This is a genomic window from Amycolatopsis sp. NPDC049688, from assembly GCF_040674975.1.
In the GTDB taxonomy this organism is placed as follows: Bacteria; Actinomycetota; Actinomycetes; order Mycobacteriales; family Pseudonocardiaceae; genus Amycolatopsis.
On sequence record NZ_JBFANY010000010.1, the window covers coordinates 1 to 15774 of the forward strand.

10 protein-coding genes are annotated in these 15774 nt (G+C 68.0%); 4 read left to right on the forward strand and 6 right to left on the reverse strand.

Annotated elements, in window-relative coordinates; all coding sequences use genetic code 11:
• Positions 1-94: 94 nt before the first annotated feature.
• On the reverse strand, positions 95-709 hold the full coding sequence (locus AB0J55_RS28325; protein ID WP_364254816.1) for a hypothetical protein: 615 nt from the start codon (positions 707-709) through the stop codon (positions 95-97).
• Positions 710-1574: 865 nt separating this feature from the next.
• Here AB0J55_RS28325 and AB0J55_RS28330 point away from each other — a divergent pair.
• The 3 genes from AB0J55_RS28330 (at position 1575) to mobF (ending at position 8623) form a co-directional block, all read left to right on the forward strand.
• A complete protein-coding gene (locus AB0J55_RS28330; protein WP_364254819.1) occupies positions 1575-2858 on the forward strand; it encodes a hypothetical protein in 1284 nt (427 codons plus the stop codon).
• Positions 2859-2927: 69 nt separating this feature from the next.
• Positions 2928-3149, forward strand: a complete 222-nt coding sequence (locus tag AB0J55_RS28335) for a hypothetical protein (RefSeq protein ID WP_364254821.1) — start codon at positions 2928-2930, stop codon at positions 3147-3149.
• Between the two features lie 362 nt (positions 3150-3511).
• Positions 3512-8623, forward strand: a complete 5112-nt coding sequence (gene mobF / locus AB0J55_RS28340; RefSeq protein ID WP_364255552.1) for a MobF family relaxase — start codon at positions 3512-3514, stop codon at positions 8621-8623.
• Between the two features lie 93 nt (positions 8624-8716).
• Here the strand turns inward: mobF and AB0J55_RS28345 are convergent, their stop codons facing one another.
• Together AB0J55_RS28345 and AB0J55_RS28350 are read right to left on the reverse strand one after the other, a co-directional pair.
• The gene (locus AB0J55_RS28345; protein ID WP_364254824.1) at positions 8717-9151 is read right to left on the reverse strand and encodes an Lsr2 family protein; all 435 of its coding nucleotides are present in this window, start codon (positions 9149-9151) and stop codon (positions 8717-8719) included.
• A gap of 55 nt (positions 9152-9206) precedes the next feature.
• Positions 9207-9737: a hypothetical protein gene (locus AB0J55_RS28350; protein ID WP_364254827.1), complete on the reverse strand. Its 531-nt coding sequence runs from the start codon at positions 9735-9737 to the stop codon at positions 9207-9209.
• A gap of 313 nt (positions 9738-10050) precedes the next feature.
• On the opposite strand from AB0J55_RS28350, the gene AB0J55_RS28355 reads away from it, so the two are divergent.
• Positions 10051-12426, forward strand: coding sequence for a tetratricopeptide repeat protein (locus tag AB0J55_RS28355; protein WP_364254830.1), 2376 nt, complete (start codon positions 10051-10053; stop codon positions 12424-12426).
• Positions 12427-12697: 271 nt separating this feature from the next.
• Here AB0J55_RS28355 and AB0J55_RS28360 read toward each other — a convergent pair whose 3' ends face one another.
• From AB0J55_RS28360 to AB0J55_RS28370, 3 genes are read right to left on the reverse strand one after another with little or no spacing between them, the layout of a single operon-like run.
• Positions 12698-13240 (reverse strand): hypothetical protein, encoded by a 543-nt coding sequence (locus AB0J55_RS28360; protein WP_364254833.1) that lies wholly within the window; start codon positions 13238-13240, stop codon positions 12698-12700.
• 16 nt (positions 13241-13256) lie between these two features.
• A complete protein-coding gene (locus tag AB0J55_RS28365; RefSeq protein ID WP_364254836.1) occupies positions 13257-13910 on the reverse strand; it encodes a hypothetical protein in 654 nt (217 codons plus the stop codon).
• Positions 13907-15763, reverse strand: a complete 1857-nt coding sequence (locus AB0J55_RS28370; protein ID WP_364254839.1) for a TraM recognition domain-containing protein — start codon at positions 15761-15763, stop codon at positions 13907-13909. The genes AB0J55_RS28365 and AB0J55_RS28370 overlap by 4 nt, the downstream gene beginning before the upstream one ends.
• Positions 15764-15774: the final 11 nt, after the last annotated feature.

Here is a 15774-nt window from a genome sequence, read left to right on the forward strand (position 1 = left end):
CCCCGCCCGCCGCCCCCGCCCCCACCCCCCGGGGGGGCGCCCCACGCGGAGGGCCCCCCCCCCCCTCTTCTCGTGCCCAGCGGCCCCGACCGAATCAGTCTGCCGGAACATCGACCCCTGAATCTCGTTCGGACGGCTCGACTTGCTCGCCCGTGGGCGCTTCGACAGCCCGCTCATCATCCGAGGTTGCCGCGTCCACTGCTTCAGCGAGCGTGGAGTCCGCGTCGCTCCGCTGGCCGCCGACCTCCGACGCTGCCGCAGCACTACGCGACAACGCGGTGACCGCCTTCGCCGAGATCCCCAGCAGCGCCGCTGTCTCCGCCGCGCCAACATCCGCCGCGCGGATCTCCGCGACCGAGGTCGCCATCACCGCGCGCCACTCGCCGATCTCCATCTCCGCATCCGCGCGAACCTGCTCAGCCGACCGCTCGAACTCCGCGACCTTCGCCGCGCGCTGCCGGTCCAGCTCTGCCAGCTTCCGCTCCAGCTGCGCCCCCAGCGCGCCGATGCGGTCCTCACGCCGGCGCTCCACCGCCTCGATCGCCGTCACCGCCTCCGCGAACGGACCCAGAGCAGCATCCACCCGCGCCTCGTTCTCACGCTCGCGCTCCAGTTGCTCGACGCGGCGGCCCCGCGCCGCCTCCAGCCGCGCCAGCGTCGCCGACGACCGACGCATCCGCCTCGGCGCCTTACTTTGACGTTCAACCATGACGCACCTCCCGCGCGGGGAGGGCTGCGGTTCTACCGCCCAGCCTACCCGCGGCACCGGCGTCACCGCGGCACACCGGCGGGACAGCGCTCGCACCGCCGACAAGGCGACCGACAGCGTCGACCGTGTTCACGACAACAGCCGACGAGCGAGAAGAAGGGCGCGGTACCGCCGCAGCAGCCCCGAAGGGCCACGCCACCGAAGCGGCGAGCGGCAAAACTCGCGGCGGCCCGCTGACGCTCCGACTCAGGGACAAGCAAGCCCGCGGAACGCTAGGACGAGCATACCCGCAGGCCACCACACCCGTGGCCGGCCACAAGGGAAACCGTTTCCGCTGGTCAGCCGCCTAGATCCAGAGCACCAGCAGGGACGCACCCGTGAGATGGATCGGTCGCGTCCGCGGGTGGTGGGTGGCCCCGAAATTGTATCGGTCGTCCCCCCGAATGCAAGGGCACCCCAAACTATTTTTGACCGAAAAGCGTGGCCAAAAATAGTTCGAGGCCCCACCCTTGCATTCGGGGCCCCTACTCCCTAGGCCAGGCATTAAGGGCAGGCCGGGGGCCTGCCCCGGGTGCTTCGGGGCCACCCACCACCCACTCAGCATATGGTCACCCCTACTTCGCCGACCAGCAGCACCACAGCGCCACGCAACCGCCGTCAGCACACGCGTGACCACCCAAAGGCGAGCCGAACACCAAATCAAACAAGGGACATCAACCAGTCCCGCTGAATTGCCTGAAATAGTCACATGAAAACCCTATTTCGAGTGGAATAGACGACAGCCGAGCGGTAATATTAACATCGCAAGGTGACCGGGACGGCAAACCCGAGAACCGAACTCATTCAACAAGCAAGGACAATTACTATGGTTGCGACCATTTACCGTAAGCACCTCCCCAGCATCACCCGCGCCGTGCAGGCGTTGCAGGCGCAGCCCCCGCGCGTCCGGACCGCCCTCACCGAACTACGGGCCGCCTTCACCGACAGCGGCGAGAACCCGCCCGCGATCCTCGCCGCGTGCGCCACCCTGCTCAACACCGACGCCGCGATCAACGGTGACATCCTCGCCGCCGTACGCACCGCTCACACCGAGTGGGACAGCTACGGCGAGACCGAACGCGAGCTGATCAACCTGTGCGTCTACAGCAGCCAGACCCGCCGGGCCGTCGCCGTGACCGAGGTCAACGACGTGACGGTGATGCTGCGCGAGACCCCGCCGCGTATCGCCGACGCGCTCAACGGTTTGCGGTGGCTCAACGCCGCTACCGGCGGCAGCCAGCAGCACGCGTTCACCACGTGCGCCACGCTGCTCAAGAACCCCAGCGCCACGCACCCCGCCATCGTCGAAGCCATCCAGACCGCTCACACTCTCTGGCCCGGCCTCTCCGATGACCTGCGCACGCTCGTCCTGACGTGCGTCTACGCCAGCAAAGCCCGCGCCGAGCACGCGCGCGCACGCACCGCCGCCCGCCAGCAGACCACCGAAGCCAACTCCGGTGACATCCACCGGTGCGGCAACTGTGACGGCAATCTCGCCGGACTCCCCGAGATGCGGTACTGCTCCGATGCCTGCCGCCGAGAAGCCGAAGCCGCGCAGCGCCCCGTGCCCGGGGAGCACACCGTCACCGGAGAACCGGCCACGCCTCCCGCAGCGGCCGAAGGCACCGCGCCGGTGACCACGCCCGCCGCCGAGGCAAAGCCGAAGACCAAGGCCACGAGCAGGGCAAAGGCCGGGCGCGAGCCGATCGAGAAGCAGGCGGGCGACCGTTACGTCATCGGGGAGGCAGAAGCCCAGTTTGACGAGCGGTGGCGGCAGATTGAGCAGGCGATCCCGACCGCCGGTTTCGTCCGCAAGGACGAGCGCGCGGTGGACCTCTACGAGCAGGAGCGGCAGCGTCACGCCGACCTGGACGACAGCAGCGACGCCACAACCGACCTGACCGGCTACGCACTGTCCGACGAGGACTACGAGCGGCTTGCCTTGCTCCCGGTCGCGCCGGGCGGATTGTGCGTGGCGTGCAACCTCGAACGCACCCCCGCCGAGCAGCGCGCGCAGACCGGTGACCGCCGGTGCGAGATGTGCCGGGACCGCGACGTGCCGCCGCTGATCACGTTCGCGCCGTCGCGCGAACTCGCCGCCGTCGCCTGACCACCCGCCACACGCGGGGGCACCCGAAACCGGGTGCCCCCGCCCCACCTCGAACCAGGAGCCGCCACCGTGCGCACCTTCCACGACATCCTCGCCGACATCGACCGCGAGCTAGCCGCCGCCGACATGATCCCGACCGACGCACCCGCCGCCGTCGCCGCGTTCCTGCGCGCACTACTCGCGCGCGACGCCAGGCCGCTCACGATCGCAAAGGGCGACACGGCCGAGGTCGTCACTGCCGCCGCCATCCGCCGCGAGCTGGACCACCTCACGCAGTCGAACCCAAGCTAGCGACTCTCCACACGCGACTGCGGCCGCCGATCTTACGATCGGCGGCCGCTTTCCTGTGTCGGCACAGCCAGGGACCGCGCAGGCGCCGGCAGACGGCGCCAAGGGCGCCTTAGTGCAGGCGCCGGCGCTCGACTGCAAATTCGCTCACCACCGCCACGCCCCACCAACCCACCCCACCTACCGCACCCCGCCCACCACCACACCCCACCCTGCACCTTCCCCGCCACCCACTCACCCCGCCGACCACGCCACCGCCACCACCTCACCCCAGCCTGCCCCCTACCCCGCACACAGCACGTCTTGCAGACGTTCTGAACCGGGTGGGCGACGCCGCCTTTTCGGCGTAGTCTGGTGTGGACATGATGGGCTTGCGGAAGCTGAGCCCTGGTGGTCATGAGTACCTCACGAACACGGTGGCGTGCGCCGATCGCAGCCGTGAGCTCGCACCCGGCGAGCTGTTAAGTGACTACTACCTCTCCCGTGGTTACCCGGCAGGCCAATGGTTCGGCGCCGGAGCAGAGCACTTAGGACTCTCCGGCGCAGTCACCCCTGCCCAGATGAACGCCCTCTTCGGCGAAGGCCGTCACCCGCACGCCGACGCCATCGAAGCCGAGATGATCGCCAACGGCGCCACCGCCGAAGAGGCGCTGAACGCCACTCGGCTGGGGCGCCGGTTCCCGCAGTACTCCGCGCTGGATCACCTGCGCTCACAGGTGTCGCAGGCCTATAAGGACTACAACCGTATGCACGGGCGCCCGGTCGGCGCGCCGATATCCGCGCAGAAACGTGCCGAGCTGCGCCGCGGTGTGCAGCTGCAGGCTTACCGCAAAGCCCACGACGGTAAGAGCCCTGCCGGCGACACGGAGCTGAACGAGTGGCTTGCGGAGCAGAAACGCAACGTCAAGTCGGCGGTGTCGGGCTTCGAGATGGTGTTCGCGCCGGACAAGTCGGTGTCGATTGCGTGGGCGATGGCGCAACCCGCGGAGCGGGAACTGATCGCCGGCCTGGTCCGCCAAGCCGCCCGCGACACGTTGTCCTGGGTGGAGGGCAACGTCGCGTTCACCCGCCGCGGGAACATGGGCGAAGCGCAGGTCGACGTCAACGGCATCGTCGCGGCGTTGTTCGAGCACTGGGATTCCCGCGCCTCCGATCCACACCTGCACATCCACGCCCTGATCTCCTCGAAGGTGCAGCGCAGCGACGACGGTGAATGGACCGCACTCGACGGCCGCACCGTGCTGGCCGCGACCGTCACCGCGTCGGAGTACTTCGACAACCGCCTGCGCGACCTCTTCCGCGAACAGGGCGCCTCCTGGGTGCAACGGGGCGCCGAAGGCGTCGACATGAAACGTCCAGTGTGGCAGCTCGACGGGATTCCGGTCGAGCTGGTGAAGCTGTTCTCCCAGCGGCATCGTCAGTTCGAAGCCGCCCGGGCGAAACGCATCGTGGAGTTCCGGGCCAAGCACGGGAAGGAGCCGACGCCGAAAGAAATCTTCGCCATCGACCGGGCCGCCCAGTACGACAACCGCCCCGGCAAGCAACCGCCGAAGACGCTGCCGGAACACCACGCGGCGTGGCGCGAGCACGCGCTTGGCATCTTTCCCGCCGAGGTCCTGGACGCGCTGAGCCGGACGGTGTTCCTCAGCGGACGCGCGGAGCCGGACGCGGTCGACATCGCGAAACTCGCCCAGGTCACGCGGGAGGTGGTGTCGGACAACTACGCGCACTTCTCCTGGTGGAACCTCGCCGCCGAAGCCCACCGCCAGTCCGCGCACCTGCGGATGCCCGTCGACAAGCGGGGACAGCTGATCGTCGACGTCGTCGACACCGTCCTGGCCCAGCCCGACACCCTCGCTCTCGTTGGGCCGACCGCGGTCAACGAGCCAGCCTCGCTGCGGCGGAGGGACGGCGAGTCGGTGTTCGTGGAGCACAACTCGACCCGATACACCACCACCGCGACCCTCGCCGCCGAAGGCGACTTGGTCGCGTGGGCGCGCCGCGGCGGCGGGCACCGCCTGCGTACCGACACCGTCGAGAAAGCCCTCGCCGGTCAGGGATTGAACACCGGGCAGGCGGAGATGGTGCGCCAGTTCGCCCGCTCCGGGCGCCGCCTGCAGCTCGCCTTGGCACCAGCCGGGGCCGGGAAGACCTCAGCGATGAAGGTTCTGGCGACCGCGTGGCGGCGCACCGGACACCGCGTCTACGCCTTCGGCCCCTCCGCCCGCGCGGCCCAGGAGCTCGGCGCGTCGATCGGGGCGAAGCCGCACACACTGCACCAGCTGACCACCGCACTGCGGTTCGGGTTCGCCCACCGCGCGTTCCCGATGGAAGCTGGCGACCTGGTGATCGTCGATGAGGCGGCGATGGCCGGCACCCACACGCTGCACAAGGTCGTGAAGTACGCGCTGACCAACGGCGCCGATGTGCGGCTGATCGGAGATGACGCGCAGCTGGCCGCGGTCGAAGCCGGTGGTGCGATCCGGCTGATCGCCCACGACGTCGGCGCCGTGCGGTTCCGGGAGATCGTGCGTTTCCGGGGCGACGACCGCAAGGAGCAGGCCGCGGCGTCGCTGCAGATCCGGGCCGGCAGTCCGAAGGGGCTCGAGTACTACTTCGAGAACGGCCGGGTCTCCGACGGGTCGCTGGAGACGATGCGTGACGCCGCCCGCTCGCACTGGCAAGCCGATCTCGACGCCGGCGTGCAGGCGCTGCTGATCGTCCCGACCAACGAAGACACCGTCGCGCTCAACATCGACGCACGCGAACGACGCCTCGCCCGCGGTGCGGTCGATCGTGGCCGAGAGGTGGAACTGCACGACGCGACCACTGCCGGGGTCGGGGACTGGGTCGTCACCCGCCACAACCAGCGGCTGCTGTCGCTGTTCGGCGGACGGGACTTCGTCAAGAACGGCGACGTCTGGACCGTCACCGCAGTCCACGCCAGCGGCAAGATCACCGTGCAGCACCGGGTGCACAAAGCCGCGATCACCCTGCCAGCCGGGTACGTTCAGGCGCACGTGGAGCTCGCTTACGCGGCCACGGTCAACCGGGTGCAGGGTATGACCAGCACCGGCAACGCCCACCTGCTGGTGCCGCCGACGATGACCCGCGAGCAGTTCTACCCGGGCATCACACGCGCCATGCTGCGCAATTTTGCCTACGTCGTCACCCATCATCACGTCATTGACCAGCACCGGGAAACCCCCGAGCCGGTGTCTCCGGAGTCGGTGCTCACCGGCGTGCTGAACCACTCTGGCGCCGAGGTCTCCGCCACTCAGACGTTGCGGGAAAAGCAGGACGAGGCGGTGTCGATGGGCACGCTCGTACTCCGCTACAACTACACCGCCACCTACCGTGACGAGGACCGCTACCGCGCCATCCTCGCCCACCGGGCGCCGTCCACGCTCGATCTCGAGAGTGAGCCGGCACTCATTCAGACTCTCCGCAACGCCCACGACCTCGGCTGGGAACCCGATCCCCTCCTCGCCACCGTCATGCGCTGGCGCCAATCCCTGGACGAGGCCGACAACCCCGGCGCGGCCCTGCAAGCCCGGATCCAGAAGCACCTCGAACGTCGTCAGCCGCCCTCTGCCACCGGGCCACCGCAGCCGGCCGACGTGACGCACTGGCGGGGAATCATCGACGCGATCGCCCCGCACATCGCCGTCGAAGACCCGGAATGGGAGAAAATCTGGGCCCGCGCCGCCGGTGCGCTGGCGCTCGGGTTCGACGTCGACGCCGCGCTGACCGTCGTCGCCCATCAGCTCGCCGCGCGCCCAGCGGTGCCGGATCCCATGCCGGATGACCGGTACGCCGACGCCGCGCTGGCCGCCGAGCTGCAGCGCCGCGGTGAGCGGGGCGAGGCCCATCAGCGGGCCGTTCCGTGGCTGGCCCGCCCTGACTTCGCCCACGTGCGTCACCATCCCGGGCACGCCCAGTACCTGCACGAGATGAACCTCGCGATCGCCGACCGCGTCGAGCACCTGCGTGCCGCGGTGATCCGCGAACAGCCGGGATGGGTCTCGGGGCTCGGGCCGCGGCCGGACAATCCGATCGCGGCTGCGGACTGGGACGACCTGGTCGGGCTGGTCGCCGCCTACCGCGAGACCTTCCGTATCGAGGGCGACGCGCCACTAGGTGCGGATCCCGATAGTCACGGCGCGAGGGCGCACGCCTGGCGCACCCTGAGCGAGCGCTGGGACACCATCGGGCAGACGCCAGCGTCCGCATCATCCGCACCCACGAAGCCACGATCGACGGCTCACACCACCGAGCTGGACGACGTGTTCTCCGAGTTCGATCACGCCGAGGACCGCGTCGCACTCGAGCCGTTGAACGTGCTGGTGCGCCGCTACGAGCTGCTGGCCCGTGACGGAGATGAAGACCGCTACCTCGACGTCCTCGCCCGCTACGTCCCGGGCGCGGTCAATGCCGGTGCCGAGCCCGCCGCGCTGGCGGCGCTGGCGCGCGCCCAGGACCGAGGGTGGCAGGCCGAGCGTCTCGTCCGTGACCTGGTCGACGACCGCGGATTCAGTTGGGCGGACGACCCGGCTGCGGTGCTCGCCAAACGGATTAACGACCACGTCGGGATCCATGATGCGCCCGCGAGGATCGCCCCGGCGACCGACGGGCAGATCGACCGCTGGCGGCAGATCGTCGCCGCGCATCTGCCCGAGGCTGCAGTCACCGAGGAGCGGTGGGGCATCGTGTGGCGCCACGCCGCCGGTGGCGCCACCGCAGGACTCGACCCCGACGCCGCGCTCATCGACGCCGTCCACCAGATCGCGGCGAGGACGATCGGTGCCGAGAACACCGCCCCGAGGGCAACCGGGGTCGCGCTTGTGAGCGCACTTGTCCGCCAGCACGACGCCGGCGCCGGGCACCACTGCGCGCTGCCCTGGCAGGCCCAACCCGATCTCGCGCACGCCGCGAACTACCACGGTTCGCTGGAACGACTGGCGACCATGAACGCGGAGATCACCGCACGAACCGACCAGCTGCGGGACCAGGCTGTGCGGGAACAACCGGCGTGGCTCGCGCGGTTCGGTGCCCGACACGACGATGCTGCGCTCGCGCGGCGGTGGGACCACGTTGTCGGGCTGGCTGCGGCGTATCGTGAAACGTACAGCATCACCACTGCCGATGCTGCCTCCCCGCTCGGCAACCCACCCGCCGGCAACGACCTTCGCGCCGACGCCTGGCGGGACATCACCCGACAATGGAGGCACCTGATGACCACACCCGACCGCGAAGACGCCGCATCGGAGGAGATGCTGACCCGCGAATCACTGCGCGACGGCGTCGACGCCTACGTCGCCAGGTTCAACGCCGAAGTCACCGCAGAGAAGGAACAGGAAAAGGACGCCGAGGCGGAAACCGCCTCGGCCGCGCGGCGCACCGAATTGGAAGACGAACTGGTCGATGGCCAGGACCACGGTTACGGCGAAAATGTCCACCGCGGGCTCAGCTACTGAGCTGCCCGTCAGCAACGTCCGGCGCCGACGGTCACGTGGCCGTCTTCGCCGGACGTCCTCTAGCGTCGATGTTTCGTGCTGTCAGTCGGAGTTCTACTTCTTTGCGGCCGCGACGTTCTTGCGCGGAGCGCGCTTGCGCGCCGCCGGGGCGGGTTCGTCGACGACGATGGGCTGGCCGTCGTTCGCGTCGAACGCCTCGATGATCTCCGCGGAGAGGCGACCGCGGTCAGACACCGAATAGCCGTTGGCGTTGGCCCACTCACGGATCCGGCGGGACCGCTCACGGTCCGCGGCGGCGGTGCCGGTCTTCTTCGCCTGGGTGGATTCTCCGGCTGCCAGCCGCACCTTGCGGCCGCCGACACGGCGCCCTGCCCCGATGTAGCGGGCGAGTTCATCGCGCAGCGCTGCGGCGTTGGCATCGGACAGGTCAATCTCGTAACTCACCCCGTCCAGACTGAACGGCACCGTCTGGTTCGCCGCCTCGCCGTCGATGTCGTCGACCATCTTTACGAGAACTTTCTGCGCCATAGCGGGAATACCTCCAGTAGCACCGGCTGCGAATGAGATGTGCCGAACAGCGTAACTATAACTCAACACCGCCGAGCGACGCTGCAGTTACGGTCTTGCTTTCGGCAGCTTCGGTCGTGTCGAGTACTTTGCGCCGCCAGCGGAGCGCGAAAGTCACACAGTTGTTGCATCGGCGGTGGCCGTGGCATTCGGACAGGGGCGGCTGCCACCGCGCGGCGAAGGACCAGGCCAGAGAGTTGCTGCTGGCGATGATGTCGGCGTAGCGTGCCAGTCCCAGGTATTTCGCTCCGAATGCGTGCAGCCGGTAGCCGCTGTGCGAGCGAGCGCAGTATCGACTCGACTTCGGCGGTGTACTGGCGTCGGCAGATACTGCCGACACCCACCAGGGGGCCGTGGCGAGGTCGACCCCGCGCTGCTCGTAGCGATCGGCGCAGCGGTGATAGTCGTCGATGGACTGACCTTGCAGGACGGGCATGAACGGCAGTTCCGCGTCGAAGGACCGCAGCTCCAGATAGTTGCTGATTGTCAGTTCTTGATGCTGTGCAACATCGAGTCCCGTGCGCGCGAGGATCGTGCTTTCGCACATGTAATCTTGTGACGCGGCCTAGAGCAGGCGGCCGATCTCACCGCAGTAACGGTGAATCCGCACCGCGTACTCACGCGGACTCGAGCCGCATGCCCACGTTCCACATTGTGAAGCTGGCTGAACCCGCCGTTCTCCAGGATCTGGTCCCTCACGAGACGCCGGGCATGACCGCCGCGCCCCATCGGAGTGACGACATGCAAGCCGAGCGGGTGGTGCTTAGCAGCACTCGAACGAGGTCGCCGTGGTTGGGCCGCTCCGGCACAGTTCGTGAAAATCGGCATCGGCAAAGCGTCGACGTTGCCATACTGGGCGTGTGAGCGAGCGGCCAGACACGCGCAACGAGATCAGCGGCGCGGTGATCGGGAATGTGATCCAAGGCAGAGACATCGCGGTGTCTCTGCCGACCGCCACGCCGGTCGCGGTCTCGGGCTTGCCGGCCCAGCCTGCCTTCGTCGGTCGACACGCTGAGCTCGCCAGGCTGGCCAAGGCACTCGACCCGGCTACCGCAGACGCCCCAGATAGCCCCATGATCGTTTCGGCGATTGCCGGTCTGCCTGGGGTAGGTAAGACCGCGATCGTCGTCCGCGCCGCCCACGACGCCATCGGCGCAGGATGGCTGCCCGGCGGAGTGTTGATGGTGGACCTGCGTGGCTACGACCCGCCTGACCGGCGCGTTCTGCCAACCACCGCCCTGGCGAGCATGTTGGGCGCGCTCGGTATTCCCAATGAGCGCATCCCAGCTGATCAGCCTGATCGGGAACGGCTGTGGCGTTCCCTGCTCGCCAACCGCGATGCAGCCGGGCAGCGCACGCTCGTCATTCTCGACAACGCCTTCAGTGCCGAGCAGGTCCGCCCGCTCCTGCCCGGCATTGGCAAACACCGGGTACTGATCACCAGCCGCCACAACCTGGCCGATCTGGACGGGGCGCGTCTTTTCGAGATCGCCGTCTTGTCCGCAGATCACGCAGTGGAACTGCTCCAGCAAGCACTGACCGCCGCCGACCCCGAAGACGACCGAGTCCGCACTGACCCCCAGGCCGCGCGTCGGCTGGGGCAACTGTGCGGTGGACTGCCGCTCGCCATTCGCATCGCCGCAGCGCTGCTCGCCGCGGATCCCGACCAACCCGTGGCCGAACTGACTGAAACATTGGCCGCAGAACAGCATCGCCTCGAAGAACTCAACTACGACGGAAGCCTCAGTGTCCGGTCCGCTTTCGACCTGTCCTACCAGCACCTTGCTCCTGGAACTGCGCAACTGTTTCGCCTGCTGGTGCTCAACCCCAGTCCGGAGGTCAGTACCGAGGCGGCAGCCTCGCTGGCCGGCCTTGATGTCGCCGAGGGCCGCCGACTGATCGGTCAACTGCGTCGTGCACATCTGGTGCAACCCGGCGCTACCCGAGGGCGCTGGCGCATGCACGATCTCCTGCGGCTCTACGCGGCTGAGCGGGCCACAAATGATGAGACTCGCGACCCAGCCCTCGACCGGCTCCTCCGCTACTATGTGACGACTAGCGAGGCAGCAATCAGCTACATCGATACCTCGGCTGTCGTTTCGGATAGCCGTCGCCGATTCACAAGTCAGAGGCAGGCGCTGAACTGGTTGGACATCGAGCGCCCCAATCTTGTAGGCGCAGTCACGCTCGCCTACGACACGGAACGCTACGTCGAGGCGGTCGCTTTGTCGAACACCTTGTACGAGTTCCTTTCCCTGCGTCTGCACGTCAACGACTTGCTCACCACACATCAACTTGCCCTGGTCGCCGCCCGCAGAATGGGTGATAGGAGCAGTGAAGGTCGTATCCACCACGGCTTGAGCATGGCCTTCTGGCGACTTAGTATGCATGTCAAAGCAAAACATCACTGTCAGCGAGCCCTGGAAATCTACCGTAAGCTGGATGATCGGCACGGCGAAGCCAGGGCGCTGTTGAGCCTCGGTCACTGGCACGGGGGGTTGAATGAACATGAGGACAGCCTGGTTTGTTACAGTCAAGCCTTGGAAATCTACCGCGAACTGGGCGACCGGCGTGGCGAAGCCGGCGCCTTGAATGGTATCGGCCTGCACCACGCCCTGCGCAAAAGTGGCGGGCATTTCGAAGACGCTGCCGACTATTACCGACAAGCACTGAGGATCGCTCGAGAGATCGGCGATCGCGACGCCGAAGCCGGTAAACTCGGTAACCTCGGAAACCTCCACTCCGATCTCGAACAATGGCAGCAGGCCTTGCATTGTCATCGCGAGGCACTCGACATTTGGCGCAGTCTTGACTACCGCCACGGTCAGGCTGGCCAAATGAACAACCTCGGCAGCACCTACCGAGGCATGGGTGAATGGGCAGACGCTGCCGAGTGCTGGCAGGAAGCCGCAGAACTCTACGGAGAATGCCAGGACCATCACGCTGAGGCTGGCGTCCTGCATCACCTCGGGCAGGTCTACCGCCAACTCGACCGGCTCGACCAGGCGATCACGTGCTACCGGCAGTCTCTCCTGATACGCCGACAGCTCGGCACTGTCGAAGGCGAGGCCGAAACTTTGGCCGATCTCGGCGACGCCCTTCACGAGACCGGTCAGCTGGACGCAGCAGTTGCGTATTGGGTGGAAGCGCTCGACAAGTTCACCGAACTCGATGACACACACGCTCGCATCGCCCAGCTGAGAACAGCACTCTCTCGCACAGACCACGACAGCTGATTCAACGCAAGCTCGTCGTCCAGTCAAGCAAACCGCCTTCCGGTACGGGCCGGGGAGGTAAGCCGTCGAAACCACGGGCCGGATGTGACAGCCGCGGTTCGTCGGGCAGTTGAGACGGCGCCGAACGAGCTGGAAAACCTACGGAATCGCAGGCTCAGTCACACGAGGCAACCGGGAGCGTCTTGTAGTGTCGCAGGGTCCGGTCGGACACGAACAGCGGCACGTCAAAGCAGCCCGAGCCAGTGCGGCCGGTGTGTTCCCAGCAGAAGCCTCATATCCGAGGTCGCACAGCAGCGGTCAGTATCGTCCCGGCGAGAACGCCGTAGGCCTTGCCCAGCAGGTGCCCCGGCATCAGTGCAAGTGAGGCAAACGCGATCGCTGGGAACAGCAGCGAATCGACGACGACGCCGACAGTCCCGCTGCTGACCACGGCCACGACGACACCCCGGCGTCGGACGACGGCGGTATAGACGGCGGCGCCGAGTAATTCGCTGGCGGCGAAGGATACCCCGGACGCGGTCGCGATGGCCGGGCCCCCGACCACATACGACAGCAACGTGCCCGCGGCGACCGCCAGCAACAACACCCACAGCCCGGTGAGGTGTTGCACCCAGTCCCGCACAACGACCACCGGGCCCGCCGCGTACACCGCGGCCGCGGCGTGCAGTCCGAATCCGACGCCGATGGCACCGACGTGCTCGGCCAGCCAGTTCGCGCCGGCCACGCACGCAACATAGAGCGCAATCACCGACACGCGCGCGAACCGGGTAGCCGAGGCGCACGCCAGGGCCGGGCGGCGCGCGTGCGCAATCATGGCCGATCGGGCGCGCTCAGCGGGTCGTTGACGCCGCTCCCGGCAGCTGCCGTGCCTGCTGTCCGCGATGTTCCAGGGTGAAGCGATCGAAACGGGCCGGTGCACCGGCGGTCTTGTGGCCGTCGGAACGGCAGCGCTGATGAACCCACTCGGTCGCCATGCGCTCGGCGAAACCGGGCCGCCAATGGTCGTGCCAGTACTGCGCATCACGCGCCGTGGCTCTCTTACCCAGATGAGCTTCGCGCCAAGTGTAGGCGAGGGTGGCAATCTCGGCGACCAGTCCGGGATGGTCCAGCCAGCAATCGGGGATGGCGAGGGCGCGTGTGCCGGGATTGCCGACGTAGGTCTGATTGTAGTACTGCACGAAGTGCGCGATCGTGAACAGCGGCGTTTCTCCGCGGTGCTGCTTGTCTTCGGCTGCCTCGGGTGGAAGGAACGTCAGCCACCGCGCTAGCCGCGGATCGCTCTCCGGCTCTTCAGTCAGCTCCGCGAGCTTTTCCGACAACTGGTCGATCTGCCGGCCCAGGACCTTCGTCACGGTCTCCAGCCCAGCGACCACCTCGTTGAGCTCTTCCAATGATCGCGGCTGCGGTTCTTCCGGCTCGTCCGTAGGCTGCCCATCGTGATCGGCGTCGTCGTCAGGACGTGCGGGGATGTCGTCGTCGCTCATCGCAGATCACCCACGCCGGGCAGCGTCAGCGGGTAGCCGTCGGGCGTGATCGCGACCCGACCGGAACGGATTACCGCGACGTCGGCCTGCAGCTGGGGCCAGTCGAGGCGTTGCTCGACGTCAACGGTGTGGCCGATAATCGGGCGGAGGTTGCCGTGCAGGATCAGTACCCGGCCGCGATCGAGGGTGCGGATGTCGCCGGCGCGCAGAGTCGGAACGGTTTCCTCGCCGCTGGCGCCGCGCCCGACGCTGAACAGCCCGTCACTGTGGTGCTGATGAGTCCGGCGACGATGCTGCCCGGACAGCGTGGACAACCACTCCAGCGTCTTGTCGTCCTTCAGCCCCGGGAACGCGGTCAGAGTGAGGGTATTGTCGATCAGCTGCAGCCGACCCGGCTCGCCGTAGAGCTCGTCCAGCTGGGAGCGCGACTGCGCGGACCAGTGGATCAGCACCCCGCGGCCGGCGGAGTCGGCGATGATCGCCGGCAGCCGCGGCACCGGCGTCCCGGCGAACAGCTCATCCAGGATCGCGGTCGTCGGCGGCTCCAGCCGGCGGCGTTCGTGACGCAGCGCGGTGTCCTGGGCGGTGGTGAGGATCTGCTCGACCAGCGCGGTCAGCACCGGTCGCGCCTGCGGGGCCTGGTGCTCCCCCGCGATGATGAACAGGCTGCCGCGGCGACGCAGGAACTTGTCGATGTTCAATTCCTCGGCCGGGCTCGGGGTGGCGAAGAAGCGGATGGCGGGGTTCATGAACGGCTCGATCACGCGCCGCACGCTCATCCAGACCGCGTCGGAGGTCTCAGCGACCATCCCGATCTCCGACTCCAGGTTCTGCGCCAGCTGCGGATACTGCCGCTCCAGCAGCTCGACGGGTTCCCGGTCGGCGGGTTTGGCGATCGACCACCGCACGAGATGATCGACGGTGCGGTGGTGGGTGGCGGCGGCGAGCAGGTAGGCCTGCATGACGATCGTGGCCCGGCCGCGGAACACCGCGTCGTTGCCGCCGACGTTCTCCAGCCCAAGCGACGAAGCTTCGATCAGCGTCTCCGCCCGCCGCAGCGCGACCGCCGGGTCGGCGCAGCCGGTGACCGGCGACCAACGAGCGTGGGCCGGCCAGGACAGCGTGCCGGTCGCGTCGATCACCAGCACCGGCCCAGCAGTGGGGCGGCGGGTGCGGGCCATCAGGCACCACTCGGCGAGGTCGTTCTTCGTTGTCGACGCCACCAGGGCACCCGGGGCGGCGAGGACCTTGTGCACCAGGTCGGTGCGGCTCTTGCCCGAGCGGGTCGGCGCGATCGTCCCCGTCGGGGTCTCCAGCGAAGTGACCAGCTGCTGGCGTCGGGGCCACTGGTGCAGCGGGACCGCGATCTGCTCAACGGGCGCGGTCCGACGTTGCTCGTCGGTAAGGTCACCGCGGGTCCACCTCGCGGTCTTGCGTGCGGCTGTGACCGACAGGGCCTTGGCGATCTCACGGCGGGTGGCGTGGCCTAAATCGGTCGGGGCCACCCGTCGCCAGACCGGGATCGCGGCGCCGACGGTCAGGCCCGCGGTGAGCATGGTGATCGTGGTGAACCAGATATAGAACGCCAGCTGGTGATCGCTGACCGCGCCCGACCACGGGACCGGCAGGCGCGGTCCTGGGTCAGCGGCGTGGAAGACGACCGTGAGGGCAAAGCCCGCCCACGTGGTGATCGGGGGCCATGTCCACGTGCCGGAGAAGAATCCGGTCACCAGAACGGCCGCGGCGACGACGGTCACGCCGAGCGCGCACAGGACGGCCAGGGCGGCGACCGCGAGGCCCATCAAAGCGACGTCGCGGTCCAAATTGAGGGTGTCGGTGCGTGTGCGCGGCATTGGCCGCTCCT

What these genes read in the sequence shown, in the direction of transcription:
- AB0J55_RS28370 (WP_364254839.1), bottom strand. Translation starts at nt 15,763, where the DNA reads ATGCCGCGCACACGCACCGACACCCTCAATTTGGACCGCGACGTCGCT.
- AB0J55_RS28350 (WP_364254827.1), bottom strand. Translation starts at nt 9,737, where the DNA reads ATGTGCGAAAGCACGATCCTCGCGCGCACGGGACTCGATGTTGCACAG.
- AB0J55_RS28330 (WP_364254819.1), top strand. Translation starts at nt 1,575, where the DNA reads ATGGTTGCGACCATTTACCGTAAGCACCTCCCCAGCATCACCCGCGCC.
- AB0J55_RS28325 (WP_364254816.1), bottom strand. Translation starts at nt 709, where the DNA reads ATGGTTGAACGTCAAAGTAAGGCGCCGAGGCGGATGCGTCGGTCGTCG.
- AB0J55_RS28345 (WP_364254824.1), bottom strand. Translation starts at nt 9,151, where the DNA reads ATGGCGCAGAAAGTTCTCGTAAAGATGGTCGACGACATCGACGGCGAG.
- AB0J55_RS28365 (WP_364254836.1), bottom strand. Translation starts at nt 13,910, where the DNA reads ATGAGCGACGACGACATCCCCGCACGTCCTGACGACGACGCCGATCAC.
- mobF (WP_364255552.1), top strand. Translation starts at nt 3,512, where the DNA reads ATGGGCTTGCGGAAGCTGAGCCCTGGTGGTCATGAGTACCTCACGAAC.
- AB0J55_RS28360 (WP_364254833.1), bottom strand. Translation starts at nt 13,240, where the DNA reads ATGATTGCGCACGCGCGCCGCCCGGCCCTGGCGTGCGCCTCGGCTACC.